The 25,908-nt window shown below is 68.2% G+C and carries 23 protein-coding genes; 14 read left to right on the top strand and 9 right to left on the bottom strand.

The annotated features are described in order from the left end of the window. Positions 1-205 precede the first annotated feature (205 nt). Both ABD156_RS02495 and ssd read right to left on the bottom strand, forming a co-directional pair. Positions 206-1,357 carry a TadA family conjugal transfer-associated ATPase gene (locus ABD156_RS02495; protein ID WP_344265653.1) on the bottom strand — a complete coding sequence of 384 codons (1,152 nt, stop codon included), beginning with the start codon at positions 1,355-1,357 and terminating at the stop codon, positions 206-208. Then, positions 1,358-2,416 (bottom strand): septum site-determining protein Ssd, encoded by a 1,059-nt coding sequence (gene ssd / locus ABD156_RS02500; RefSeq protein WP_344265656.1) that lies wholly within the window; start codon positions 2,414-2,416, stop codon positions 1,358-1,360. A 692-nt stretch (positions 2,417-3,108) separates the two neighbouring features. Between ssd and ABD156_RS02505 the strand changes: the two genes are divergently transcribed. From ABD156_RS02505 to ABD156_RS02540, 8 genes are all read left to right on the top strand, one after another. Continuing rightward, on the top strand, positions 3,109-3,930 hold the full coding sequence (locus ABD156_RS02505; RefSeq protein ID WP_344265659.1) for an HAD family hydrolase: 822 nt from the start codon (positions 3,109-3,111) through the stop codon (positions 3,928-3,930). 664 nt (positions 3,931-4,594) lie between these two features. Beyond that, a complete protein-coding gene (locus ABD156_RS02510; RefSeq protein ID WP_344266692.1) occupies positions 4,595-6,397 on the top strand; it encodes a glycoside hydrolase family 3 protein in 1,803 nt (600 codons plus the stop codon). Further along, positions 6,394-7,665 carry an exo-beta-N-acetylmuramidase NamZ family protein gene (locus tag ABD156_RS02515; RefSeq protein WP_344265662.1) on the top strand — a complete coding sequence of 424 codons (1,272 nt, stop codon included), beginning with the start codon at positions 6,394-6,396 and terminating at the stop codon, positions 7,663-7,665. Before ABD156_RS02510 ends, ABD156_RS02515 begins: the two co-directional genes overlap by 4 nt. 11 nt (positions 7,666-7,676) lie before the next feature. Then, complete coding sequence (locus tag ABD156_RS02520; protein ID WP_344265665.1) at positions 7,677-9,431, top strand: serine hydrolase domain-containing protein; 1,755 nt, start codon at positions 7,677-7,679, stop codon at positions 9,429-9,431. Positions 9,432-9,732: 301 nt separating this feature from the next. Next, complete coding sequence (locus tag ABD156_RS02525) at positions 9,733-10,644, top strand: MurR/RpiR family transcriptional regulator (RefSeq protein WP_425546098.1); 912 nt, start codon at positions 9,733-9,735, stop codon at positions 10,642-10,644. A gap of 16 nt (positions 10,645-10,660) precedes the next feature. Then, positions 10,661-11,590: an N-acetylmuramic acid 6-phosphate etherase gene (locus ABD156_RS02530; protein WP_344266695.1), complete on the top strand. Its 930-nt coding sequence runs from the start codon at positions 10,661-10,663 to the stop codon at positions 11,588-11,590. Positions 11,591-11,681: 91 nt separating this feature from the next. Then, positions 11,682-12,779: a Nickel transporter NicT gene (nicT, locus tag ABD156_RS02535; RefSeq protein WP_344265671.1), complete on the top strand. Its 1,098-nt coding sequence runs from the start codon at positions 11,682-11,684 to the stop codon at positions 12,777-12,779. Next, complete coding sequence (locus tag ABD156_RS02540) at positions 12,776-13,354, top strand: hypothetical protein (RefSeq protein WP_344265674.1); 579 nt, start codon at positions 12,776-12,778, stop codon at positions 13,352-13,354. Before nicT ends, ABD156_RS02540 begins: the two co-directional genes overlap by 4 nt. 61 nt (positions 13,355-13,415) lie before the next feature. On the opposite strand, the gene ABD156_RS02545 is transcribed toward ABD156_RS02540, so the two are convergent. Next, a complete protein-coding gene (locus ABD156_RS02545) occupies positions 13,416-13,868 on the bottom strand; it encodes a carboxymuconolactone decarboxylase family protein (RefSeq protein ID WP_344265677.1) in 453 nt (150 codons plus the stop codon). Positions 13,869-13,939: 71 nt separating this feature from the next. On the opposite strand from ABD156_RS02545, the gene ABD156_RS02550 reads away from it, so the two are divergent. Further along, complete coding sequence (locus ABD156_RS02550) at positions 13,940-14,818, top strand: sigma-70 family RNA polymerase sigma factor (protein ID WP_344265680.1); 879 nt, start codon at positions 13,940-13,942, stop codon at positions 14,816-14,818. Positions 14,819-14,820: 2 nt separating this feature from the next. Here the strand turns inward: ABD156_RS02550 and ABD156_RS02555 are convergent, their stop codons facing one another. Next, positions 14,821-15,696 carry an aldo/keto reductase gene (locus ABD156_RS02555; protein ID WP_344265683.1) on the bottom strand — a complete coding sequence of 292 codons (876 nt, stop codon included), beginning with the start codon at positions 15,694-15,696 and terminating at the stop codon, positions 14,821-14,823. Between the two features lie 88 nt (positions 15,697-15,784). Between ABD156_RS02555 and ABD156_RS02560 the strand changes: the two genes are divergently transcribed. Then, entirely contained in the window at positions 15,785-16,354 is a 570-nt protein-coding gene (locus tag ABD156_RS02560; RefSeq protein ID WP_344265686.1) for a TetR/AcrR family transcriptional regulator, read from the top strand. Here the strand turns inward: ABD156_RS02560 and ABD156_RS02565 are convergent. The 5 genes from ABD156_RS02565 to ABD156_RS02585 form a co-directional block, all read right to left on the bottom strand. Further along, on the bottom strand, positions 16,339-18,159 hold the full coding sequence (locus tag ABD156_RS02565) for a helix-turn-helix domain-containing protein (RefSeq protein WP_344265689.1): 1,821 nt from the start codon (positions 18,157-18,159) through the stop codon (positions 16,339-16,341). The two genes, ABD156_RS02560 and ABD156_RS02565, sit on opposite strands and share 16 nt — an antisense overlap. Next, positions 18,156-19,463 carry an MFS transporter gene (locus ABD156_RS02570; RefSeq protein ID WP_344265692.1) on the bottom strand — a complete coding sequence of 436 codons (1,308 nt, stop codon included), beginning with the start codon at positions 19,461-19,463 and terminating at the stop codon, positions 18,156-18,158. Before ABD156_RS02570 ends, ABD156_RS02565 begins: the two co-directional genes overlap by 4 nt. 34 nt (positions 19,464-19,497) lie before the next feature. Further along, complete coding sequence (locus ABD156_RS02575; protein ID WP_344265695.1) at positions 19,498-20,247, bottom strand: 3-hydroxybutyrate dehydrogenase; 750 nt, start codon at positions 20,245-20,247, stop codon at positions 19,498-19,500. Between the two features lie 89 nt (positions 20,248-20,336). Beyond that, a complete protein-coding gene (locus tag ABD156_RS02580; RefSeq protein WP_344265698.1) occupies positions 20,337-21,059 on the bottom strand; it encodes a Fic family protein in 723 nt (240 codons plus the stop codon). Next, positions 21,056-21,553, bottom strand: a complete 498-nt coding sequence (locus ABD156_RS02585; protein ID WP_116204936.1) for a phosphoribosyltransferase — start codon at positions 21,551-21,553, stop codon at positions 21,056-21,058. Before ABD156_RS02585 ends, ABD156_RS02580 begins: the two co-directional genes overlap by 4 nt. A gap of 114 nt (positions 21,554-21,667) precedes the next feature. On the opposite strand from ABD156_RS02585, the gene ABD156_RS02590 reads away from it, so the two are divergent. The 4 genes from ABD156_RS02590 to ABD156_RS02605 all read left to right on the top strand — a co-directional run bounded on the left by ABD156_RS02590 (position 21,668) and on the right by ABD156_RS02605 (position 25,907). After that, on the top strand, positions 21,668-22,246 hold the full coding sequence (locus ABD156_RS02590) for a GNAT family N-acetyltransferase (protein ID WP_344265704.1): 579 nt from the start codon (positions 21,668-21,670) through the stop codon (positions 22,244-22,246). Between the two features lie 118 nt (positions 22,247-22,364). Next, positions 22,365-24,344: an acetate--CoA ligase gene (acs, locus tag ABD156_RS02595; RefSeq protein WP_344265707.1), complete on the top strand. Its 1,980-nt coding sequence runs from the start codon at positions 22,365-22,367 to the stop codon at positions 24,342-24,344. 137 nt (positions 24,345-24,481) lie between these two features. Further along, a complete protein-coding gene (locus tag ABD156_RS02600; RefSeq protein WP_344265710.1) occupies positions 24,482-24,994 on the top strand; it encodes a DUF6319 family protein in 513 nt (170 codons plus the stop codon). A 190-nt stretch (positions 24,995-25,184) separates the two neighbouring features. Further along, entirely contained in the window at positions 25,185-25,907 is a 723-nt protein-coding gene (locus ABD156_RS02605; RefSeq protein ID WP_344265713.1) for a VIT1/CCC1 transporter family protein, read from the top strand. The last annotated feature ends 1 nt before the right edge of the window (position 25,908 follow it).

A 25,908-nucleotide genomic window follows, 5' to 3' on the forward strand; every position in this document is an offset into this window, starting at 1 on the left:
GCTGGGGGCAAAAGTCGAACGGTGAGTGGTTGCTCAGGACATGCGGGGGTCGATTGAGACAGGCTCGGGGCGCGTTGGGGCAGACGCGGAATCAGTTGGAGAAGGTCGGCTGGTAAGTGGTTGCCCGGTATGAACGCGGGAACTGGCAGCCCAGAAGTCACAAATGCGGAAGCATCGCGCTGGCGGCGAGCGGCCGCGCGGGGAGCTAGTCATGAGTTGGCTCCGGTGTAGTCAACGCAGTGAAGAGGGGGCGGCGGCTCGTCCAGTGACCGTCGCGCCAGATGGGGTGGGTTTTTACTTCTCCGTGGTACCGCTGCAGTACCGCGACTTCCGTCAGGCGGCGGCCAGTGGTTGTGCGGCGCATGTGGAGGATTACGCGGACTGCTGCGGATAGTTGGCTGTGCAAGGCATCCCTGGGGAGACCGCCCAGAGCAGCTAAGGCTTCCAGGCGGGCGGGGGCTTCCGCGGGAGAGTTCGCGTGCAGGGTGCAGGCGCCGCCGTCGTGGCCGGTGTTCATGGCGTTCAGCAGGGAGCACACTTCTGCTCCGCGGACTTCTCCGACGATCAGGCGGTCTGGGCGCATTCGCAGGGCTTGGCGGACTAATTCTGGGAGTTCCACTGCGCCTGCGCCTTCCACGTTGGCGGGGCGCGCGACGAGGCTGACGAACTGGGGATGAGTCGGGCGTAGTTCGCCGGCGTCTTCTACGCAGACGATGCGTTCGGTCGGGGCTACTGCGCTGAGCAGGGCGCTCAGGAGAGTTGTCTTTCCGGCGCCGGTGCCGCCGGTGATGAGGAAGGCTAGGCGGTGCTTGAGGATTGCTTGGAGGATGCTCAAAGCGGTGGCGTCGATGGAGCCGTGTTCTTGGAGTGCGGCCAGGTCGTGAGTCACCGGGCGTAGGACGCGCAGCGACAGGCAGGTGCCGTTGGCGGCGATGGGCGGAAGTACGGCGTGGACGCGGATTCGGCCCTGGCGGGCGGGGAGCCAGCCGTCTACGTAGGGCTGGGCGTCGTCCAGGCGGCGGCCCGCGGCTAGGGCCAGGCGTTGCGCTAGGCGGCGGACGGCGTCCTCGTCGGGGAAGCGGATTGTGGTGTGCGTGAGGCCAAGTGGGCCGTCGGTCCATACCTCGTCGGGGGCGGTTACTAGGACATCGGTGATGGTGTCGTCTTCCAATAAAGAGGCAAGGGGGCCTGCGCCTACGAACTCGTCTCGGGCTTGGCGGACGGCGGCTAGCACTGCGTCGTGGCTCAAGGCGCCGCCGGCTTCTGCGCGGACGGCTTCGGCTAGGGCGATGGGGTCGGTGCCTCGGCTTTCGCCTGCCAGGCGGTGGCGGACTCGTTCTACTAGGTCGGTCGTCATCTACGCGGCCTGTTCGAGGGGAAGGGGACGCAGGTTCGCCAGCACGGAACGGGCGGCGGTGGCCAGTGCGCCCTTCGGGGGCAGGTCGAATTCGCCGGATTCCAAGGTGGTGGCTACTCGGCGTTCCGGGGGTACGGAAGCGAGCACGGGCGGGCCCAGCATGCCCGCGGTTTGCGCGGCTGAGACGCCGTCGATGGGGTGTCCACTTGCGACGATCGCGAAACGCTCGGTGTGCGGGCGGAGGCGGTTCAGGACCTGTTTCGCCGCCATGCAGGCACGGAATTCGACCGGGACGACCAGGACGACCAAGTCGGCGACGGAGGCTACGGCGACGGTGCCTTCGTCGAAGTGGCGGGGCAAATCGCAGACCACGGTGCGGCCTGCGCGGCTGCCTGCGGAGACGACTGCCGACAAGGCTCGCGGGGTCGGGCCGTCGCCGGAGCGGCCGCAGGACAGCACGGGGAGCTTGCCGCGAGTCGGGAGCGAAGCGATCAGCGAAGGGACGGAGACTCGGCCGGACAGTCGGACTTCCGGCCACCGCAGGCCTTTCGTGTGTTCCAGGCCTAGCGGGAGGTCCAATCCGCCGCCTAACGGGTCGCAATCGACTAATAGCGCGGTGCTGGTGCGGGCGGCTTCTACGGCGACCGCGGCAGCAAGTACGGAGGTGCCGGAACCGCCTCGGCCGCCTACGAAAGCTATTACCGGGCCTGGGGATTCCGCTGGCGCGTCGGTGACATCGGCGAACGCGCCGGTCAGACCCGCTTCGTCGTCGGGCAGGCTGAAGACACGGCGAGCGCCGAGTGCGGCCGCGCGGCGCCAGGTTTCCATGCTGGGTGTGCCTTTGCAGACGAGGACGACGCTGTCGCGTGCTGGCATTGGCGGGCTGTCAGCGGCGATGTCCTCGTCCAATACCACGAGCGGGGCGCGCGCCCATCGTCCGCGTGCGGCGGCTAGGTCTGGCGCGTGGTCGAACTCGCAGCCGACTACGGCGGCGACGCGGCGGATCTCTTCGAAGACGGTTCCCTCGCCGGAGACGACGAGCGGTTGTGCGGTGGCCATGTGCCCCTCCCCTGGGTCTCGTGGGCCGGACTTCCACCGTCGCCCTCCGCCGGAGCGGTCGGCAATGCCTGTTTTTCCGTCCTGTGGATAACCCGGGGGTTGTGGACAACCGGAGGGGCGAAATCGATCCAGAACCGCCGGAGTGTCCGGCCGTACCGGACAATGCGCGGGCCCGCACATTCGGACGAGAAAACGATTGCTGCGGAGAACCTCCGGAAAATCAAGTGAAAAGAAGTAAATTTGCCGCACCGGGACAAGTAACCGGCACAGCCGCAGGAGAAAACGCAGAAAAGGTAAGCGTGCGGTTAATTGATCTTGCCCGTAGGCCGCGCCGGGAACGACCGGAACAGCCCAGGTCAGGGGCGAAAAAGCAGTCCGCGCAACGGTTTCCGGGGCAGACCTGAAAATTGTTCGCTCATCCGGAAACGGGGAGAATAGAAGGCGGCCCTCGCCAGGGGGGAGGGACGAGGGCCGCCAGGGGTTCAGCCCCGGGGGGTCGGACTGAACCAGCCCGGTTCACGACCGGGTCCGTTCACTGTAACTCCGTTAGCTATGAGTTGGCTGTGTGAGTGACACATACGATTCGATAACGGCACCCGAGGCCGTAAGCGAGCCGATGTCATCGATTTTCCGGCCGCCGCCACGACCGGTGTGCTGCCAACAACACGGCGCGCTACGCCTATCCTGATCACGTGGCCGAACCCCGCAGCGAAGAAGCACCCCGGCGCGTCGCCGCCTTCTTCGATCTCGACAAGACGATCATCGCGTCGTCCAGCGCGCTCGCGTTCAGCAAGCCGTTGCTGCGCGAAGGACTGATCAACCGTCGCGCGGCGCTGCGAAGTGCTTACGCGCAACTGGTTTTCTCGCTCGCCGGCGCGGACGCGGACAAGACCGAGCGGATGCGCGCCGAGGTTTCCGCGCTGTGCGCGGGCTGGGATGTCGCACAGGTTTCCGCCATCGTGCGCGAAACATTGCACGACGTAGTCGATCCGCTCGTCTACGTGGAGGCGACCGACCTCATCGCGCGGCACCTCGCCGACGGACACGACGTGATCGTGCTTTCCGCGACCGGCGAGGAGGTCGCCGCTCCGGTCGCCGAGATGCTCGGCGCGACCCGCTGCGTCGCCACCCGCATGGAGATCGTCGGCGGCCGCTACTCCGGCGAGGTCGATTTCTATTGCTACGGCGAGAACAAAGCCGTCGCCGCGAAGCAGCAAGCCGCCACCTACGGCTACGACCTCGCCGACTGCTTCGCCTACACCGATTCCAGCACCGATATCCCCCTGCTGGAGGTGGTGGGTCACCCGCACGCGGTGAATCCGGACAAGCTGCTGCGCCGCACCGCGGACGAGCACGAGTGGCCGGTCCTCGCGTTCGAGCGGCCGATGTCGCTGCGCACCCGGATCCCGGCCAAGTCCGCGGGGATGGTCGCGCTCGGCGTGGGCGCGGTGGCGGCGGGCGCGACCTGGTACAGCCTCAGCCGTCGCCGCCGGTCTCGCGGCACCGACAACTGAGCACCCGCGTGGCGGTACCAATACTCCGGTTTCCGCAGCTAGGTCCGTTGCTGAGGGTGGTGTTGTCACCGGATCGAGCCTCTGTACCGGTGCACCCGTACGCGCACTTGAAGTGACCGCGCTCACGGCGTAGAAAGTAGGTGCGGACGTTGATTCGGCCAGGACAGAGGTAGAAGAGAAGCCTCTGTCACCCCGGGCAACCTCCGTGCGCGGACTCCGGGTACCCACGCGCAGCACGCCGCGGGAGGCTCGTCGTCTAGGGACTGCGTACCGGGACGCCGGACGCCGAGTCCATGAAGGTACGACCAGAGTTGCACGCTTGGTCGCCCGAGATGTTCGCGCTGACTGGCGGCGCCCGTTGGCTTCGGCTGACGGGCGCCGCCAGTGTTTATGTCCAGGCAGGTGCCGTTACTTCCGGAGCGAGCGCAGCGGACCGAGCCAGGCTCGAAGAAATCCGCGCGCGGCCAGACCCGCACCAGGCGCCGTCCTCCCAGGTGAACCCTGCCGTTCCTGCGCTCGGCCGATGGACAACCCCGTATCGCGGTGAGTAGCTTCCCGATACCGGTGCTGCCCGGTGGACGCTTCACGACTCGCGTCCGCACCCGCGGCGGCACGCGACACTGGGAGGCAATTCGTGACGAACCGACTCGCGCGCACGCGGAGGATGCAGGTGTTCGCCGTTCCCCTTGCGGGGGTGCTCGCCGTCGGGGGGTTGAGTTCCTCGGCGTTCGCGGCGCCGAAACAACAGCAGCAGACACCCCAGCAGCAGGCGGCGCAGCTCGACGCCGCGGCCGCACAGGCGTTGCGCGGCATGAGCCTGGAAGAAAAAGTGGGGCAGCTGTTCGTCACGTGGGTGAACGGCAAGTCCGCCGACGAGGTCAACCCCAAGAACCAGACCGACTTCGGCGTCGACACCGCCGCGCAGGCCGTGCAGAAATACCACCTCGGCGGCGTCATCTACTTCCACAACACCAGCCGCGACAACTTCGAGAGCCCCACGCAGGTCGCGAAGCTGTCCAACGGCCTGCAGCGCGCCGCGATCTCCAGCGGCGCGCACATCCCGCTGCAGATCGGCACCGACCAAGAGGGCGGCACGGTCACGCGGATGGGCGCGCCGGCCACCGAGTTCCCCAACTCGATGGCCATCGCCGCCGGCCGCGACACCGGCAGCGCGACCAAGGCCGCCACGATCCTCGGCCACGAGCTGCGCGCGGTCGGCATCAACCAGGACTACGCACCGGACGCGGACGTCAACTCCAACCCGGCCAACCCAGTGATCGGCGTCCGGTCCTTCTCCGGACGACCTGACCTGGCCAGCAGTTTCGTGACCGCGGAGGTCAAGGGCTATCAGGAATCCGGGCCGGCGAGCCAGACCGTCTCGTCCACCGCGAAGCACTTCCCCGGTCACGGCGACGCGGCGACCGACAGTCACACCGGGTTGCCGAAGATCAATCGCACCGAAGCGGAATGGCGGGCGATCGACGTGCCGCCGTTCAAGGCCGCGATCGCCGCGGGCATCGACTCGATCATGAGCGCGCACATCCAGTTCCCGAGCCTCGACCCGTCCGGCGAGCCGGCGACGCTGTCGAAGCCGATCATCACCGGCAAGCTGCGCGGCGAACTCGGCTACAACGGCGTCGTGATCACCGATTCGCTCGAGATGCAGGGCGTGCGGGAGATGCACAGCGACGCCGAAATCCCCGTCCTCGCTCTGAAAGCGGGCGTGGACCAGCTGCTCATGCCGGTGCACTTGGACGTCGCGATCAACGCCGTGCTCGCCGCGGTGAAGTCCGGCGACCTGCCGATGCAGCGGATCGACCAGAGCGTGCTGCGGGTGCTGAAGCTCAAGCTGAAGCGCGGAATCCTGTACGCGCCGTTCAACAACCCTTCGCAGGTCATGAAGAAGGTCGGTACGCCGGAGCACCTGGCGACCGCGCAGGGCATCGCCGACCGGTCGGTCACCGCGATCGCCAACGACGCCGGAGTGCTGCCGCTCAAGCAGAAGCCGTCGGCCGTGCTGGTCACCGGCTGGGGCGCGACCACGACGCAAACGCTTGCCGCCCGCTTCAATGCGCACGGCACGAAGGCAACCGCGCTGGCCACCGGGCAGACGCCGACCGACGCGCAGATCGCCGAGGCCGCCGCAGCCGCGAAGCAGAACGACGCTGTCGTGGTGCTGACCAACAACCTCGGCGGATTCCCCTTGCAGAGCAAGCTTCTTCAGGCACTGATGGACACGGGCAAGCCGGTGGTCGCGGTCGCCGCGCAGATTCCGTACGACGCCGGATACGCGAACCCGGTGCCGACCTGGCTCGCCACCTACGGCTACATCACGCCGTCGCTCGAAGCGCTGGCCAAGGTCGTGCTCGGCGAGACGAAGCCCAGCGGGAAGCTGCCGGTCGACGTCCCGGCCGGGGCGGACGTGCACACCGTCAAATACCCCTTCGGACACGGGCTGACCTGGTGACTCTCAACCGCAGGAATTTCCTCGCCGTTCCGGCGCTCGCCGTCCCAGTACTGGCGAGCGGCTCAGCGGCGGCACAAGCGGCACCCGAAGCGGCGCAAACCGAGCTGGAACGCCGGGTCCTCACCGGTGCCGAACAGCTCGCCGCGCAGGGCTGGCGTCCGCTCGCCGGACGCAAGCTCGGCGTGCTGTCCAACCCGACGGGCGTGCTCGCCAACGGGGACCACATCGTCGACTCGATGGTCGCGGCGGGCGTACGTCCCGTCGCGGCCTTCGGGCCAGAGCACGGCTTTCGCGGCAGCGCGCAAGCCGGTGGCTCCGAAGGCGACTACACCGACCCACGCACCGGCATCCCCGTGTACGACGCGTACGGCGCTGACGCGACGAAGCTCGCTTCGCTGTTCCAGAAAGCCGGACTGGACACTGTCGTCTTCGACATCGCCGACGTCGGCGCGCGCTTCTACACCTACATCTGGTCCCTGTACACAGCCATGGTTGCCGCTGCGAAGGTCAACGCGGCCTTCGTAGTCCTAGACCGGCCAAACCCCATCGGCGGAAGACTGTCCGGCCCAGTCCTCGACCCGAAGTTCTCGTCCGGCGTCGGGCTGAAGCCGATCGCGCAGCAACACGGCATGACGGTTGGAGAACTGGCGCGCTTCTTCGCCGCTGAGTTCCTTCCAGGCGAAGGCGTGAAGCTGGCGAAGCTCGAAGTCGTTCAGATACGCGGCTGGCGACGCGACAGCTTCTTCGCCGACACCGGTCTCCGTTGGATCCTGCCAAGCCCGAACATGCCGACACCGGACACAGCGCTCGTGTACCCGGGCACCGGCATGTTCGAAGGCACCGTGTTCTCCGAAGGCCGCGGCACGACACGGCCGTTCGAAATCATCGGCGCGCCCGGCCTCGACTGGCATTGGCGCGAGGAACTCGAGAAGCTCCGCCTGCCGGGCGCAGCGTTCCGCGAGATCTACTTCGTGCCCACCTTCGGCAAATTCGTGAACCAGCCTTGCGGCGGCGTACAGGTCACCGTGACCGATCCGCGGGCCTTCGACGCGATCAACACCACCGTCTCGATGTTCGTGACGGCCAAGCGCGTCGCGCCCGACAAATTCGGCTGGCGGCCGGACCACATGATCGACAAGCTGTCCGGATCCGCGCGGCTGCGCACCATGGTCGACGCCGGCGCCGGAGTGGACGAGATCACCGGCGCGTGGCGCGCCGAGCTCGCCGACTTCGCCCGCAGACGCCGCCCCCACCTGATCTATCGCTGAGGAGAGCGGCCATGCGTGCTAGGAAAGTGCTCGTCGCGACGTTGGCCGTACTGGTCGCGGCCACGACGACCGCGGGAGCAGCAACGATCGACAACCGACACGGCGGCTTCGCCGGGCGCTTCGACCGTCCGCAGCACGGGTTCGCCCCGGCGAGCACGAAGCTGCGCGACGGCAGCCCGGGCGAGGTCAACCTCGATCCGCAGCCGATCCGCGACGCCGAGCAGTTCCTGAAGAGCTGGACACAGCCGGACGCCAGCGGGCATCCGCACTTCTCCGGCGCGGTCGGCCTGCTCGCGCACGACGGCGTGGTCGTGGACCGCTACGCCGTCGGCGGCGCGCTCCGGTACGCCGACGCCAAGGGCACCGAACTGCCGCCGGAGCAGCAGGTTCCGATGCGCAACGACACCATTTTCGACATGGCGTCGATCTCGAAGCTGTTCACCTCGATCGCCGCGCTGCAGCTGACCGAGCAGGGCAAGCTGGACGTCAACGCGCCGGTCGTGCGCTATCTGCCGGAGTTCGGCGTCAACGGCAAGCAGGACGTCACCGTGCTGCAGCTGCTCACGCACACCTCCGGTTTCGACGCCGACCCGTCGCCGTCGCTCTGGCAGGGCTATCCGGACATCCCGTCGCGGCGCAAGGCGGTGCTCGACAGCCCGCTCAAGAACGCGCCGGGCAGCACCTACCTGTACTCCGACCTCAACATGCTGACCCTCGGCTTCCTGATCGAGAAGCTGTCCGGCAAGCCGCTGGACCAGGTGGTGCACGACCGCATCACCGCGCCGCTGGGGATGGTCGACACCGGCTACAACCCGCCCGCGTCGAAGCTCTCGAGGATCGCCGCGACCGAGTACGAGACCACCCCGCCGCGCGGACTCGTGCGCGGACAGGTGCACGACGAGAACGCCTGGTCGCTCGGCGGCGTCGCCGGGCACGCGGGCGTGTTCTCGACGGCCGGCGACATGGCTGTGCTCTCCCAGACCATCCTCAACGGCGGCAGTTACCGCGGGCACCGGATCCTGCGCCCGGACACCGTCAAGAAGATGCTCACGAACTACAACCAGCGCTTCCCCGGCGACGAGCACGGGCTCGGTTTCGAGCTGGACCAGCCCTGGTACATGGGCGCGCTGGCGTCGCCGATCAGCGCGGGCCACACCGGTTTCACCGGCACGACGCTGGTCATCGACCCGGAATCGCGGTCGTTCGCGTTGCTGCTCACCAACCGCGTGCACCCCACGCGCACCTGGGGTTCCATCAACCCCGCCCGTCAGGTCTGGGCGACCTCGCTCGCGAAGGCGATGGCCGTACGGCCGGTCGAAGGCCCCGACGCTTGGTACGCGAGCTTGGGAAACAACGGCGTCGCTACGCTAAGCACACGACCGCTTCCAGCGGGTGCGCCACTGCGCGTGTCCTTCGCCGCTTTCGTCGACACCGAGGGCCCGAGCGACCCGTTGCAGCTCGAATCGAGCACCGACGGGGTTAATTGGCAACCTGTTCCGATGCAGGCCTGTGGCCCGGGTGCGCCCGACGACGAGACGCCCGCGCTGGGCGGACACGGGCACCGTTCCTGGTGGCGGGTGTCCGCGGAGGTGCCTGCGTCGGCCGCTACCTCGCTCCGGTGGCGTTACAGCACCGATCCGAATTACACGGGTCGGGGAGTTTCCCTCGATAGTGTGAAAGTCACCCAACGCGGCCAGGTCGTTCTCGATGGTGAGCGAAACCCCTCGGAGCTGGCCTCTTCCGGTTGGAAATTGAGCGCTCGGTAGGCACCCCGCCGCGCATTGCCACCTTGGTGTCCCCACTCAGTGGAACAAGACTCCTTCGCTAGACACACTTAGTTGCCAAGTCGTTAGCTTGAGGTCGTTAACACCGTGGACTCGGTTGGCGACTTTCTTGACAACGATTAATCGCAAACCGAAGTCCGCAGACACGGACGGGTTGTGGTTCTGCCGAAGGATGTGGGTAGCCTTGTCGCAAATGCCAACGGTTAGTAACTTTCCGACGGCGGATGATACCGATTCCGTAGTCAGCAGCGCACCCTCTGAGCACTTCGCAGGTCAGACCGCGGTGCGCGACGCGGATGCGAGCCCCTTGGTTCGCATCCGCTCCCTGCTGCCCGGACTCGCCCGCGCCGAGCAGCGCGTCGCGAAGGTTGTCCTGGAAGACCCGGCCGCTGTCGCGCGCCGCAGCATCACCGAGGTCGCGCTGGCCGCGAACACCTCCGAGACCACCGTTACGCGCTTCTGCAAGGCCGTCGGCGTCGGCGGCTACCCGCAGCTGCGCATCGCGCTCGCCGCGGACACCGCCCGCACCGAGGCGCGCACCTCGCGCAACCTCGGCGGCGAGATCGGCCCTGGCGACGACCTGGCGTCCGTCATCGGCAAGGTCAGCTTCGCCGACGCGCGCGCCGTCGAGGAGACCGCCGACCAGCTCGACGTCGCCTCGCTGCAGAGCGTGATCGACCTCGTCGCCGAAGCCGGCCGGGTCGACGTGTACGGCGTGGGCGCAAGCGCTTTCGTCGCCGCTGACCTGCAGCAGAAGCTGCACCGGATCGGCCGCGTGAGCTTCTCCTGGTCGGACACGCACATCATGCTGACCTCGGCCGCCGTGCTGAAGCCGGGCGACGTCGCGGTCGGCGTCTCGCACACCGGCGCGACCACGGACACCGTCGAGGCGCTGCGGGTCGCGCGCGAGCACGGCGCGGTGACCGTCGCGGTCACGAACTTCCCGCGCTCGCCGATCACCGAGGTCGCCGACCACGTGCTCACCACGGCGGCCCGCGAAACCACCTTCCGGTCCGGGGCGACCGCGAGCCGGATCGCCCAGCTGACCGTGATCGACTGCCTCTTCATCGGCGTCGCACAGCGCCACATGGAGGCGTCGGTCAGCGCGTTGGACGCCACGAGGGACGCGGTCGGCTCGCACCGGCTCGGGGTCAGACCCGACGGTCGTCGTCGTCCGCGGGAAACCGGCAAGTGAACCAAGAAGCGAGGATCTGATGTCCGTCCCCTGCCAGACGGTGCACGTCGATTCGCCCACCGAACAACGAAACCCGCGCACGGTGGACATCGATTTGATGTCCACCATGGGGATCCTCGGCGCGATCAACGCCGAGGACCGCCGGGTGCCGGACGCGGTGGCCGCGGTGCTGCCGCAGCTGGCCCGTGCGGTCGACTACGCCGTCGAGGCGCTGCGCGGCGGGGGGCGCGTGCATTACGTCGGCGCGGGCACCTCGGGCCGCCTGGCGACGCTGGACGCGGCCGAACTGGTGCCGACGTTCAACGTGCCCGGCGACCTGTTCATCGCGCACCACGCGGGCGGTGAGAAGGCCTTGCGGCAGGCCGTCGAGAACGCCGAGGACGACGCGGACGCCGGCGCGGCGGAAATCGCCCACTCGGTGCAGCCGGGCGACTTCGTGCTCGGTCTCGCCGCCTCCGGGCGCACTCCGTACGTGCTCGGCGCGCTCGCCGAGGCCAGCCGGATCGGCGCGCACACCGGGCTCGTCTCGGCCAACCCGCGCGCCGCGCAACCGGCGGGCGTGGACGTGCTGATCGCCGTCGCCACCGGTCCCGAGGCCATCGCCGGCTCGACCCGGATGAAGGCGGGCACGGCGCAGAAGCTGATCCTCACCGCGTTCTCCAGCGCGACGATGATCAAGCTGGGCAAGACGTACTCGAACCTGATGGTGAGCATGCGCGCGACGAACGCGAAGCTGCGCGGCCGCAACATCCGGATCCTGCAGGAAGCCACCGGCATGACGATGGCCGACTGCTCGGACGCGCTCACCGAGGCCAGCGGCGACCTCAAAGTGGCGCTCGTGCACCTGCTGTCCGGCAGCGACGTCGCCCACTCCGCCGAGGCGCTGACCGCCGCGGGCGGGCACGTGCGCAAGGCGCTCGACACGTTGCACCTGCGCGCCGGCTGAGCTTTACCTGATTGTCCGTGAAGGGCTCCTTGAGGGAATCTGATTCCCTCAAGGAGCCCTTCACGGCTTTCCGGGGAGCGAGAGGACGGCGATGACGCAGCGGCTCACTCGCGGCGACAGATGGTCGATCGGCGGCATGGCGGCCGTGATCCTGCTGCTCAACCTCGTCGGCTGGGGACTTCTGGTGCTGGTCGTCGCGCCGCGGCATTACGCGCTCGGCGCGGGCGGCACGTTCGGCATCGGCCTCGGCGTCACCGCGTTCACGCTCGGCATGCGGCACGCGTTCGACGCCGACCACATCGCCGCCATCGACAACACCACGCGCAAGCTGATGGCCGACGGGCAGCGTCCGTTGTCGGTCGGGTTCTGGTTCTCCCTCGGACATTCGACGATCGTCTTCGCGCTGTGTCTGCTGCTGTCGATGGGCGTCCGCGCGGTCGCCGGGCAGCTGGAGGACGACGGCTCCGCGCTGCACGAGACGACCGGCCTGATCGGCACGTCGGTGTCCGGGATTTTCCTGTACCTGATCGCGATCATGAACCTCGTCGTGCTCGTCGGGATCGCGCGCGTGTTCGCCCGGATGCGCCGCGGCGAACTGGACGAGGCCGAGCTGGAACGGCATCTCGACAACCGCGGCCTGATGAACCGGCTGTTGCGCGGGGCCACCAAAGCGGTGCGGAAGCCGTGGCACATCTACCCAGTGGGAGTCCTTTTCGGACTCGGTTTCGACACCGCGACGGAAATCGGATTGCTGGTCCTCGCCGCGGGCGCGGCCGCTTTTGCCTTGCCCTGGTACGCGATTCTCGTGCTGCCGATCCTGTTCGCCGCCGGGATGAGCCTTTTCGACGCCGCCGACGGCGTGCTCATGAACTACGCCTACGGCTGGGCGTTTTCCCGGCCGATCCGGAAGATTTATTACAACCTCACGGTCACCGCGCTTTCCGTGGCGGTCGCGCTCGGCATCGGGACCATCGAACTGGTGACGCTGCTCGCCGAGAAGCTCGACATCACGTCCGGACCGCTCGCCGCGATCGCCTCGGTGGACCTGGACTACGTGGGCTTCGCGATCGTCGGACTGTTCATCGTCACCTGGTTGGCCGCGTTCGCGATCTGGAAATTCGGGAGAATAGAGGAGAAGTGGGCCGCGCGGCTGGGGAACCGCCGACTGACGCTGGAGGGGGCGCCGTGAGAAGACAAGTGCTGATACTGGCGAGGGCCTTGGCACTCGTGCTCCGCCGCCAGAGCGACGTGCCGTCCGGCGGCGTCGCGATCCACTACAGCCGCACCATCCGGCCGATGTTCTGGGTCATGCTGGCGGTGAACCCAGTCGACATCGTCCTGGTCGAGATCATGGTGAAGTCGGTACCGGTGCGGATCGCGTTGCTGGTGCTGGAAGTCCTGGGTGCCCTCGCGTTTCTGGCGATCGTCGCGACCCTCTACAAATACCCGCACTCCGTCAGCCGGGAGGGGCTGCGGGTGCGGTATCTGTCCTTCTTCGACCACCGGATCCCGTTGGCCAGCATCGATTCCGTCCGGCAGGCGAGCCGATCGCTGAAGGCGCGGGGCGGCGTCAGTGTGCCCGAAGACCGGGTGCTGGCGGTGGGAATCAACCAATCGACCAATCTCTCGGTCGTCCTGCGCGAACCGCGGCTGGTCGATCTCGGCCGCAAGGGCACCGTCGAAATCACTCAGCTCGACCTCTGGGCCGACGATCCGCGGGCCGCCGTCGCGGCGATCCGGGACCAGTTGCCCGCGAACGTGTGAAGCTGCCGGAAGCGGCGACGGATCCCCTCGCCGCCGCGCCCGGCAACACCCCCAGTGCGGTTCAGAACGAGCCGACCGGCTGGCGGATCGCGGCGTTGAGCCGGTTCCACACGTTGATCCCGGCGATGGACAGCAGCAGCGACGAAAGCTCCTTCTCGTCGTAGATGTCCGCGGCGGCGTCCCAGACCTCGTCCGGGACCGGGTCCGTCCGGTCGGCCAGCCGGGTCACGTGCTCGGCCAGGTCCAGCGCCGCGCGCTCGGCGTCGGTGAAGTAGGTCGATTCGCGCCACGCGCCGACGCCCCAGATCCGCTCGTCCTTCTCGCCTGCCTGCTTCATCTCCCGCGCGTGCATGTCGACGCACATGCTGCAGCCGTTGATCTGGCTCACCCGCAGGTGGATCAGGTGGTGCGTGGTCGCCGGGACCGTGCTGTCGTTGGTGGCCTTGCTCAGCGCCATCAGCGCCTTCATCGCGTCCGGCTGCACCTGGATCGGGTGGGTCATCCGAGCCTGCATGGTGATCTCCTCCTGTCACGTCCGCCGCGTTCGGCGGGTCTTGCTGGTAGGACCCGGCCCAAGGAGAAGATGTGACAGTGCGGGACGAAAAACAGGACGAGAATTTTTGGGCGGCTCAGTTCGAGGAGCATCGGCCCAGGTTGCGGGCGGTGGCGTACCGGATGCTCGGTTCGTTCGCCGAGGCCGACGACGCCATCCAGGAGACCTGGCTGCGGGTCACGCGGTCGTCCGGAGAGGACATCCGCAACACCGGCAGCTGGCTGACGACGATCGTGTCGCGGCAGTGCCTCAACATGCTGCGCTCGCGCGCGACCCGTCGCGAGGACCCGCTGGACATCCGGGTGCCGGACCCGGTCGTGGAGACCGGGGACGGCGTCGATCCGGCGGAGCAGGAAGTCCTCGCGGACTCGGTCGGGCTCGCGCTGCTGGTGGTGCTGGAGGCGCTCGACCCGGCGGAGCGGCTCGCCTTCGTCCTGCACGACATGTTCGCCGTGCCGTTCGACGAGATCGCCACGATGCTCGACAAGAACACCGCCGCGGTACGACAGCTGGCGAGCCGGGCGCGGCGGCGCGTGCAGGGCGTGACGCCGGCCGGTCCGGCGGATCGAGCCCAGCAGCGCAAGATCGCGGACGCCTGGCTCACCGCCGCTCGTGGCGGCAACTTCGAGGGGCTGGTCGCGCTCCTGCACCCGGACGCTCTGCTGCGCGTCGACACCGGCGGGCTCGGCTCGAAGGTCGTGCGCGGCGCGGCCGAGGTCGCGGGAAGCGCGTCGCAGTTCCGTCCGGTCGGTTTGGTGTCGCAGTACGCGACCGTCAACGGCGGCCCGGGCATCGTCGCCCTGCGCGACGGGAAGCCGGTTTCGGTGCTGTCGTTCACCGTTTCCGACGGGTTGATCACGGAGATCAACATCCTCGCCGACGCCGAGCGGGTCGCGGCGCTGAACTTCTGAGCTCAGCCGAGCCGGTCCAGGGCAGCTACCGCTTCGGCGGGCAGCTGCACCTGGCCGGCGGCGAGGTTCTCGGCGAGATGCGCCGGGGTCGCCGTGCCCGCGATCAGCAACGTGCCCGCGTAGCGCTGCAGCAGCCAGGCCAGCGCGACCTGCGCCGGGGTAGCGCCGAGTTCGGCCGCGATCCCGGTTACGACCGGATTGCCGGTGACGTCCTGGCCCAGCTCAAACGCGGAACCCAGCGGGAAGTACGGCACCCAGGCGATCTCGTGTTCCCGGCACAGCTCCAGCACCGGCTCGGTGGCGCGGGCGAGCACGTTGTAGGAGTTCTGCACGCAGACGATCCCGGCTTCGAGCGCGTGCCGGAGCTGGTCGGCGGAGACATTGCTGAGCCCGAGCGAGCCGATCTTTCCGGCTTCGCGCAGGGAAATCAGTTCAGCCAGCTGGTCGTCGATGTCGACGAGCTGGTCGCCTTCCGCGATCAAGCCGGGTCCGGCGTCCGCGCGGCGCAGGTTGACCACGTCGAGCCGTTCGACGCCGAGCGAGGCGAGGTTGGCTTCGACCTGGGCTCGCAGCTGCTCCGGCTGTTGCGCGAGCCGGAGCCCTTGCGGTGATTCCTCGGCGCCGACCTTGGTCACCACCACGAGGTCGTCCGGATAGGGCGAGAACGCTTCGCGGATCAGGTCGTTGCAGCGGCCGTCGCTGTAGAACTGGGCGGTGTCCAGGTGGTTCACGCCCGCTTGGTTCGCTTCGCGGAGCAGTTTTACCTGGTCAGCGCGGTCGGTGCCGGGGCGGCCGAGCTGCATCACGCCGTAGCCGATCCGCGCGACCTCGCGGCCGGCGAGCTTCGCGGTGCCGCCTGGAGAGGTGGTTGCCGTCATGAGGAAAGACTCCTGCCGTGGCATAGTGGAAGTTGATGCGGAGGCGCCTCCGTATCACCACGGTAGCAGAACCGGAGGACCCTCCGCTTTGTCGAGCCCGAAGAAACCGCGCGCGGACGCTGAACGCAACCGTCTGCGGCTACTAGCTGCTGCCCGCAAGGCGTTCGGCGAAGGCGACGAGCCCGTCACGCTGGAGCGCGTCGCGCGCGAAGCGGGTGTTGGAATCGGTACGCTCTACCGCCACTTCCCTACCCGTGAAGCGCTCGTCGAAGCGCTGTACCGGGACGAGCTGGCACAGGTCGTCGCGAGTGCGCCGAAGCTGCTTGAAGCCGAGAAGCCGCTTCGCGCGCTGCGTCGGTGGATGGACCGCTTCGCCGAGTACGCGAGCACGAAGCACGACATGGCCGACACACTGCGCGCGATCATCGAGGCGGGCACTGTCGACATGACGCAGGTCCGCGCGGAGTTGACCGAGGCCGTGCAGCTGATCCTGGACGCGGGTGTTGAGGACGGCACGCTTCGGGCGGATGTTCGTGCGCAGGACGTCGTCGTGACTGTGGTCGGCGCGTGCAGCATGCGGACACTGCCGGGCGGACCGGAACAACTGGGCCGGATGCTCGACCTCATCCTCGCCGGGGTCCGTCAGCCGCCGAGCTGATGCACGCGCAACGCTAGCTGGATCTCCAACGAACGCTCAGGTTCACGCCAGTCCTCGCCCAGCAGCGCGGCCAGGCGTTCCATCCGTTGCGCGACCGTGTTGACATGGACGTGCAGGGTTTCCTTAGCCCGCGCCAAATTCCCTCCTGCCGCGTAGTACGCGCGCAGCGTGCCGACGAGGTCGGTGCCGCGGCGGGCGTCGTAATCGAGGACCGGGCCGAGCGTTGCCCGGACGTAGCCGGACAGGTCGGAATGCCTGCCGAGCAGGACGCCGAGGAATCCGAGGTCGCCCATCGCCGCGCCGTCGCCTTCGCGGCCGAGTGCCAGCAGAGTATTAACGCATCGAACAGCTTCAGTGTACGCCTGCGCCAACGCTTCCGGCCCGCTCGCCGGGCCGGCCGCGCCGACGGTCACCGGACAGTCCACAACAGACTTCAGATCGGCCGCGATCCGTGCTGCGGCAGGCTGATCCGGTGCGAGCGCGACGACTTGCTCCGCGTGGACGCCGACCAAATCGCCGTACCGTGCGCACGCCGCAGCGAGTCCGCGTCGAGAAATGCCAGAAGCGTGCGCGACCAAAACCGTGTGCGGTGAAGACAAATCGACCCCCAGACGGCGGGCGCGAGCCATCAGCGAACCCGGGTTTCGGGTCGGCGCGGTGAGCAGGTCGGTCAGCAGCTCGCCGCGCACTTGGTCCTCGGCCTGCGCAACAGAACGGCGCAGCAGCAACAACAACGCCGTGACGATTGCCGCGCGTTCAAAGAGACGACGGTCGTCCCCGGCCAGCTCCGGCCGGCCGGAAAGCGTCAGGCTCCCGAGCAATTCCCGACCCGCGCGCACGGCGCAGACCCAGAAGTCCTTTGTAGACACCGCACGGCCGTTGGCGTGCGACGAAGCCACCGCGGCAGCGTCAAAAACGACCGAGGTACCGGCCAGCAGCCCGCCTTCTTCGTCGTGCACGGCGATCGAGCCACGCAACACTCCGGCCACTTCCGCCGCCACCGCGGGCAGATCCGCACCACCGAGCACGAGGTCCATCAATCGGTCGTGCGCGTCGTCAGCCCGCCGCATCGTCGCGTTGGCCGCGTTCAACTCCGCCGCCGCAGACCGTGTTTCGTCCAGCAAATGCGCCGTGTCCAGCGCGATCGCGGCGTGCGCGGCCAAAGATGACAACAGCGCGACCTCCGCCGTCGAGAACGCCCGCGACGATCGGTCGGACGCGTACAGCACGCCCAGCACTTTGCCGCCGATCGCCAGTGGCACGCCAAGGATCGCCTTCAACCCCTCTTCGCGGACACCAGCGTCGATCGGGTTCGTGTGCCGGAACCGCTCGTCCTCGAAGTAGTCCGCGGTCGCGTAGGGACGCGCGGTCTGCGCCACGAGCCCGCCGAGCCCCTCGCCCATTCCGAGAACAATCTGTTGGAACAGCGCGGAAACCGACCCGTCCGTAACGCGGATGTACGTCTCGCCGTTGGCCTCGTCGTTAAGGCTGAGATACGAAACGTCCACGCCCAACAGGGTCCGCGCGCGCCGGACGATCGACCGCAGCACCGCGTCCGGATCGCGCAGCCGGGCGAGGTCGCTCGCAGTGTCGAACAACGCCGTCAGCTCGGCTTCCCGCCGCCGGTGCTCGCTGAGCGTCTCGCGGATCCGCAAAGCCAGCTCAGTCGCCGAACCGATCGCCGCGGCCTGCTCCGCGGACAACCCCCTGGCGGCGACGTGCGCCAGCTGCTCGCTGCTCGCTCCGGCGGCGAGCAGTTCGAGCAGCCGGCGATACGCCTCGGCAGTGGGGTCCACACCCGTCATGCTGTCATTGAAGCCTGCCGTTCGGCCGCCGTCTCGTGCAGCGACGCGCCGCGCGTCTCGCGGGCGGCGAGCAGCGCGACCAGCGACAACAGGCACATCGCGACCACGTAGACCGAAACCGGCACCGTGGAGTGGTACGCCTCGAACAGCGCCACCGCGATCAACGGCGCGACCGCTCCGGCCGCGATGGACGACAGCTGGCCGCCGACCGAAAGCCCGGTGTAGCGCACCCGCGTCGGGAATTGTTCGGCGAAGAACGCCGCCTGCGGCCCGTACATCGCACCGTGCACGACGAGCCCGACCACGGCCGCGCCGATCACCGACCAGGTCGTGCGCAGGTCGAGCAGCCAGAAGAACCCGAACGACCAGGCCGCCATCCCGATCACGCCGAACAGGTACACCGGCTTGCGCCCGATCTTGTCGGACAGCAGTCCCCACAAGGGAATCGTCACGAAATGCACCGCCGAGGCGACGAGCACCGCGGTCAGGCCAGTCGCTTTCGGCAGCCCGAGCCCAGTCGTCACGTATACGAGAATGAACGCGGTGATCACGTAGTAGGACACGTTTTCCGCGATGCGCGCACCGAACGTCACTGCCAGCGCACGGAAATGCCCGCGGAAGACGTCGACAATCGGTGCCTGCTCACGCTCGTCCGCGGCCGCCTTCGCCGCGATGAACACCGGCGATTCCGAAACCGCCAGCCGGATCCACAGGCCGAGCACGACCAGCACCCCGGAGAGCAGGAACGGAACCCGCCAGCCCCACGCCTGGAAAGTCGCGTCCGACTGAGCGGACGCCAGGATCGCGAGCACCGCGGTGGCCAGCAGGTTCCCCGCCGGAACGCCGGTCTGCGGCCAGGACGCCCAGAACCCGCGCCGCCGGTCGTCGCCGTGCTCGGAAACCAGCAGGACCGCGCCGCCCCATTCGCCGCCGAGGGCGAAGCCCTGGATCAGCCGCAGCAGCGTCAGCAGGACCGGCGCGAGCACGCCGACCGCGCTGTACGTGGGCAGCAGCCCCATCGCGAACGTCGAGCCGCCCATCATCAGCAGGCTCACGACCAGCAGTTTCTTGCGGCCGATCCGGTCGCCGAAGTGCCCGAACACGAGCCCGCCGATCGGCCGCGCGAGGAATCCGACCGCGTAGGTGAGCAACGCCAGCAAGGTGCCGGTGAGCGGATCGGCGGTCGGGAAGAACAGCTTGTTGAAGACCAGCGCGGCGGCCGAGGTGTAAAGGAAGAAGTCGTACCACTCGATGGTGGTTCCGATCAGCCCGGCTCCGACGACGCGCAGCAGCTTTTTGTCCATAGCGGACTCCACTCCGTTGTGGGGAAAGGGGAATTCAGCCAGCGGTCCAGCCGCCGTCAACGGGAAGCGACGCGCCGGTGAGGTGTCCGGCGGACTCGCCGCACAGCCACACCACGAGATCGGCGACGTCCTCGGGCTCGATCAATCGCTTGATCGCGGCCCGGCGCAGCAGAACCTCTTCGAGCACTTCTTCCGGCGGCACCCCGTGCTCGGCCGCCTGCGCTTCGATCTGTCCGGTGACAAGCGGCGTACGGACGTAACCCGGATTCACGCAATTGCTGGTCACACCGTGTTCCGCGCCTTCGAGAGCGGCCACTTTGGACAGTCCCTCAAGGGCGTGTTTCGCCGTGACGTAAGCGGCTTTGTAGGGACTCGCCCGCACGCCGTGCACGCTGGACATGTTCACGATCCGTCCCCAGCCGCGCGCGTACATCGCGGGCAAGCACTGGCGGATCAGCAAAAACGGCGCAGTCACCATCAACGACTGAATGAAGGCGAACCGCTCCGGCGGAAATTCCGGCAACGGCGCGACATGCTGTACGCCCGCGTTGTTGACGAGCACGTCGACGTCCGCGGGCAGGGTCTCCAATGCCGCCGGGTCGGTCAGGTCCACCACGTGCGCCTGCCCGCCGACCTCGGCAGCCGCCGCCTCCGCCCCGGCGACGTCCGCCACGTGCACCTTCGCCCCGGCCGCGCCGAACGCCCGCACGCAGGCCAGCCCGATGCCGCTGCCGCCGCCGGTCACCAACGCGGTGCGGCCGGCGAGGGAACTGTCACTGGTCATGGCCGGAAACAGTAGGTCGCTCCGACCAGGGCGACCATGGGTCAATCCACCACAGAACGCCGTTCGGCGATGTGGTCAGGCCACACTGGTCAGCCAGCGGCCGAGGAGATGCTCCGAGCCTCGTTCGCGCCGGTTTCAAAGGCCTCGCAACAGAAGAGCAGCCACTCGCGCACGCCGTCCGACGTCCCGGCAGCGAACCCCTGCGCCAGTTCGACATACCGCGGAACGCGCCGGAAGAACGCGACCTCCGGCACCGTCAACGCCTTCGGGTCAAGCCCGGTCGCGACCATCGACAGCCGCGCCGCCGCCCGGGCGACCACTCCGTCCGCCGAACCGAACGGGGCCAACGCCAGCAGTTCGCCGTGCACGACCGCGGTCAGCACCGGCCCGGGCACGGAGGTCGCCCCGGTGACGAGCTGAGCCAGCAACTCCAGCCGCTCGCCGCCTCGCTGCGGACGGCCGAGCTGATCCGGATCGGAGACCACATCGGACGCGGCCAGCAGATGCAGCCGAGCCAGCGTCTGCAACGGAGCCCGCCGCCAGGTCGGCAGCAGCGACTCGAGTTTTTCCGCCACCCGCAACGATCCGGCGAGCAGCGGGTCCGTCACCGAACCGTCTTCCGGCAACTCGGGATTAGCCCCGTCGATCCCCGCCGAAGCCCGCGCGGCCCGGACCGAAGCCTCGGCCGCGGTCTCCGCTCCGCCACGCAGGTTCGCGGGCAGCCGGTGCACGGCGAAGATCGCGTCCTGCGCCGCCTTGGCCGCCGCGGCGACGCCGTCCAGCTCCAGCAGCGGCTTCAGCGGATCGCTCATGCGTCCAGCACCTGCCCGGCCCGCTCGACCACCGGAGGCAGCACCGACCACGGGAAGTTGATCCACCGGTCAGTCCGCTTCCACACGTACTCGCACTTCACCGTCGAAGCGGGCTTCTCGTAAACCACCGCGCACCGCACGTCCGCGACGTGGTCGGCGCAGAAGTCGCGGACCAGCTTGAGCGTCGCCCCGGTGTCCGCGACGTCGTCGGCGACCAGCACCTTCTTGTGTGTGAGATCCACCACGTTGGGCACCGGCGGCAGCATGACCGGCAGGTCCAGCCGCTGGTCGACGCCGGTGTAGAACTCGACGTTCATCACGTGCAGGTTCTTCACGTCGAGCGCGTACCCGAGCGCGCCGGCGACGAACAGCCCGCCGCGCGCGATGGAGAGAATGAGGTCGGGGACGAAACCGTCCGCGGCGACCTCCTGAGCCAACTCCCGGCTCGCCGAACCGAACAACTCCCAGGTGAGGTTTTCTCGTTCCTCGGCCATGCGCGCTCTCTTTCTCCGGGTGCTCCAGGGAGCATAAGCGGCCGAATAGTGGACTGCTGAAATGACCGGTAAATGGCACTTCGGCACTGCCACTTGCCGACGTAGCGTGATCGCGTGACCTGGAGCGAGCACCCCGTCCTGTCCGGCCGCCACGTACGGCTCGAACCTCTCACGCCCGAGCATGCGCCCGGCCTACTCGAGGCCGGAGCCGACCCGGGCATCTGGGCCTGGCTGAGCGTCCGCCAGCCCGCCGACCTCGGCGAAGCCGAGACGATGGTGAAGAACGCGCTCGCCGACCCGGACCGCCGCCCGTGGGCGCAGATCGACGTCGCGTCCGGCCGCGTCGCGGGCACCACTTCTTATTACCAGGTAGTAGCGAAACACCGGATCCTCTCGATCGGGCACACCTGGATCGGCGCGGATTTCCAGCGCACCGCGCTCAACACCGAGTCCAAATTCCTCCTGCTGCGCAACGCCTTCGAGGACTGGGGAGCCCAGCGCGTCGCGTGGGAAACCGACAACCGCAACCTCCGTTCGCAACGCGCCATCGAACGGCTCGGCGCGCTGCGCGAAGGGGTGCTGCGGGCGCACCGGATCCGTCCGGACGGCACGACCCGCGACACGGTGCTCTACTCGATGACGGACGCCGAGTGGCCGGGCGCCCGTGCCCGGCTGCTCGCCCGACTCGGCTGAGCCTCGCCGCACGTCGCTTGGAGCTGTGCGCGCAACGTGGCTGCAACCTTGTCGTAGGCGGACTAACGTCGCTAGCGTTCCCTGAGCCGCGGGTTCGCACTACAGGAGGCTTTGCACCATGACCGAGCAGTCCCCAGCGTTGGACAACCTGCTCACGGAGAGCCGCACGTTTCCTCCCAGCGAAGAGTTCGCTGGTCAGGCGAACGCGAAGGCCGAGTTGTATGCGACGGCGGACGCTGACCGGGAGCAGTTCTGGGCCGGGCAGGCGGAGCGGCTGTCGTGGGACACGCAGTGGTCCCAGGTATTGGACTGGACCAATGCGCCGTTCGCGAAGTGGTTCGTGGGCGGGAAACTGAACGTCGCGTACAACTGCGTGGACCGGCACGTCGAGTCCGGGCACGGGGACCAGGTCGCGATCCACTGGGTCGGCGAGCCGGGCGACACGCGCGACATCACCTACGCGCAGCTGAAGGACGAGGTCTCGAAGGCCGCGAACGCGCTGTCGTCGCTGGGCGTTGTCGCCGGCGACGTCGTGGCGATCCAGCTGCAGATGGTGCCCGAGGCGATTTTCGCGATGCTCGCGTGCGCGCGGATCGGCGCTCTGCACAGCGTGGTGTTCGGCGGTTTCTCGCCGACGGCGCTGCGTGCGCGGGTGGACGACGCGGCCGCGAAGGTCGTGATCACTTCGGACGGTCAGTACCGCCGGGGCAAGGCCGCACCGATGAAGGCGAACGTCGACGAAGCCTTGCAGGGCGCGGAAACCGTGCAGAAGGTCATCGTCGTCAAGCGCACCGGCAGCGACCTCGAAGGCGAGACGCCGTGGACCGAGGGCCGCGACCTCTGGTGGCACGAACTGGTCGACGGACAGTCCGCTGAGCACAAGCCGGAAGCGTTCGATTCCGAGCACCCGCTGTTCATCCTGTACACCTCAGGCACCACGGGTAAGCCGAAGGGCATTCTGCACACCTCCGGCGGCTACCTGACCCAGACCGCGTACACGCACAACGTCGTGTTCGACCACAAGCCGGGCGAAGACGTCTATTGGTGCACCGCCGACATCGGCTGGATCACCGGGCACTCCTACATCGTGTACGGGCCGCTGGCGAACCGCGTGACCCAGGTCGTCTACGAAGGCACGCCGAACACTCCGCACGAGGGCCGGCACTGGGAAATCATCCAGAAGTACAAGGTCTCGATCTACTACACCGCGCCGACGCTGATCCGCACCTTCATGAAGTGGGGCGAGGACATCCCGGCGAAGTACGACCTGTCTTCGCTGCGGGTGCTGGGAAGCGTCGGCGAGCCGATCAACCCCGAGGCCTGGATCTGGTACCGCGAAAAGATCGGCGCGAACAAGACGCCGGTCGTGGACACCTGGTGGCAGACCGAAACCGGCGCGATCATGATCTCGCCGCTGCCCGGCGTCACCGCCGCCAAGCCGGGTTCCGCGCAGCGCGCGCTGCCGGGCATCTCGGCGAAGGTCGTGGACGACACCGGCACGGAGGTCCCGCACGGCGGCGGCGGATACCTGGTGCTGGACAAGCCGTGGCCGTCGATGCTGCGCGGCGTGTGGGGCGACGCCGAGCGCTTCCGCGACACCTACTGGTCCCGCTTCTCCGAGCAGGGCTACTACTTCGCCGGCGACGGCGCGAAGTACGACGGAGACGGCGACATCTGGCTGCTCGGCCGCGTGGACGACGTGATGAACGTGTCCGGGCACCGGATCTCCACCACCGAGGTCGAGTCCGCGCTCGTGTCGCACCCGACGGTCGCCGAGGCCGCCGTCGTCGGCGCGACCGACCCGACCACCGGGCAGGGCATCGTCGCGTTCGTGATCCTGCGCGGCAACGCCGTGGACGGAGGAGACGGCGCGGTGCAGGAGCTGCGCAACCACGTCGCGAAGGAAATCGGGCCGATCGCGAAGCCGCGGCAGATCATGGTCGTGGCCGAGCTGCCGAAGACCCGCTCCGGCAAGATCATGCGCCGGCTGCTGCGCGACGTCGCGGAGAACCGCCAGATCGGCGACGTCACCACGCTCGCCGACTCGTCGGTCATGGACCTCATCTCCTCCGGACTGAACTCCGGCAAGGAGGAGTAAGTTCTTCACCGTCAGGAAGGGACTCTCCCGGCTGGGAGGGTCCCTTCCTGCATTGATCCCCCAGAAGTGCGGGCATCGAACGCATGTTCTAAGATGCCCGCGTACCCAACCCAGATCCGGGCAAGGAGACGACACGAATGTCCGTGGAAGCCTTGACGCACGACGAGGACACTGCGGCCGAGACGGCGGCGGCGTCATCGCCGCAGGCCGCCGCCACCCCGGAGGCCCCGGAAGTCGCCGAACCCGCTGCCGCCCCGGCGGCTTCGGACTCCGCCCCGGCGGATGCCGCGAAGCCGGAGTCCGCTGAGGAGACCTCGGCCGTCGACTCGCCGAAGCCGAAGCGCGGCCGTCCGAAGGCCGCGGCGTCGACGGCGAAGAAGACCCGCACCGTGGAGCTGACGCTCACCGTCACCGGCACGGCGGACGGCGAGTGGCAGGCCGAGCTGAAGAACGGCGCCAAGTGGGTCGCGAAGGGCCTGGCCGTCCCGGCCGCGGCGGTTTCGCGTGCGGCCAAGGAGCTGCACGAAGAGCTGTCCGGTCCGATCGACGAGGTCATCAACGCCGCCCGCGAGGCGCAGGCCGCGAAGGTCGCGCAGCTGGAGGCCGAGCTCGAAGCCGCGAAGGCGGCGCTGGCCGAACTCGACAACTGAGCTAGACCCGGTTCGCCCGGGTCCGGTGTCCACTGTGGCGCCGGACCCGGGCGTTCGTCGTTTCAAGTCCACGAAAGTCACCGGAGCTGGTCAGGCAAGGCACAATTCATTGAGGATTGCCTTTCTTAACCGCATTCCAGCAGTATGGGAAAATGTCGCGCGGAAACAATTTCCGTGATTCACTGAAGCGGTGACCGAAACGATGGGCGACGCGGTGCACGCGCACGAGCCGCACGAGGACCTCGGCGGCAAGCTGAACTGGCTGCGCGCCGGGGTTCTCGGCGCGAACGACGGGATCGTGTCCGTCGCGGGCATCGTCGTGGGCGTCGCGGGAGCCACCGCGGACAGCACCACGATCCTCACCGCCGGAATTGCCGGTCTCGTCGCCGGCGCCTTTTCCATGGCGGGCGGGGAATACGTGAGCGTGAGCACCCAGCGCGACACCGAACGCGCGCTGCTGCGGCTCGAGAAGCACGAACTGAAAACGATGCCGGAGGCCGAGGAGCGCGAACTCGCGCAGATCTACGAGGACAAAGGCCTCTCGCCGGAGCTGGCGAAGCAGGTCGCGCGCGAGCTGACCGACAAGGACCCGCTGCAGGCGCACGCGGAGGCCGAGCTCGGCATCGACCCGGACAACCTGACCAGCCCGTGGCAGGCGGCGTGGGCGTCGCTGCTGGCGTTCTCCGTCGGCGCGCTGCTTCCGTTGCTGGCGATCGCCTGGACGTCGGTCAGCGTCCGAGTCTGGGCGTGCGCGCTGGCGGTGGTCGTCGGCCTCACGCTCACCGGTTTCGTGAGCGCGAGGCTCGGCAACGCGCAGGTGGGGCGCGCGATCGCGCGCAACGTCGGCGTCGGCGCCCTCACCATGCTCGTCACTTACTTCGTCGGGGTGCTTTTCGGCACCACTGTGGGTTAGC

Origin of the sequence: Amycolatopsis albidoflavus (assembly GCF_039525725.1) — a bacterium.
In the GTDB taxonomy this organism is placed as follows: Bacteria; Actinomycetota; Actinomycetes; order Mycobacteriales; family Pseudonocardiaceae; genus Amycolatopsis; species Amycolatopsis albidoflava.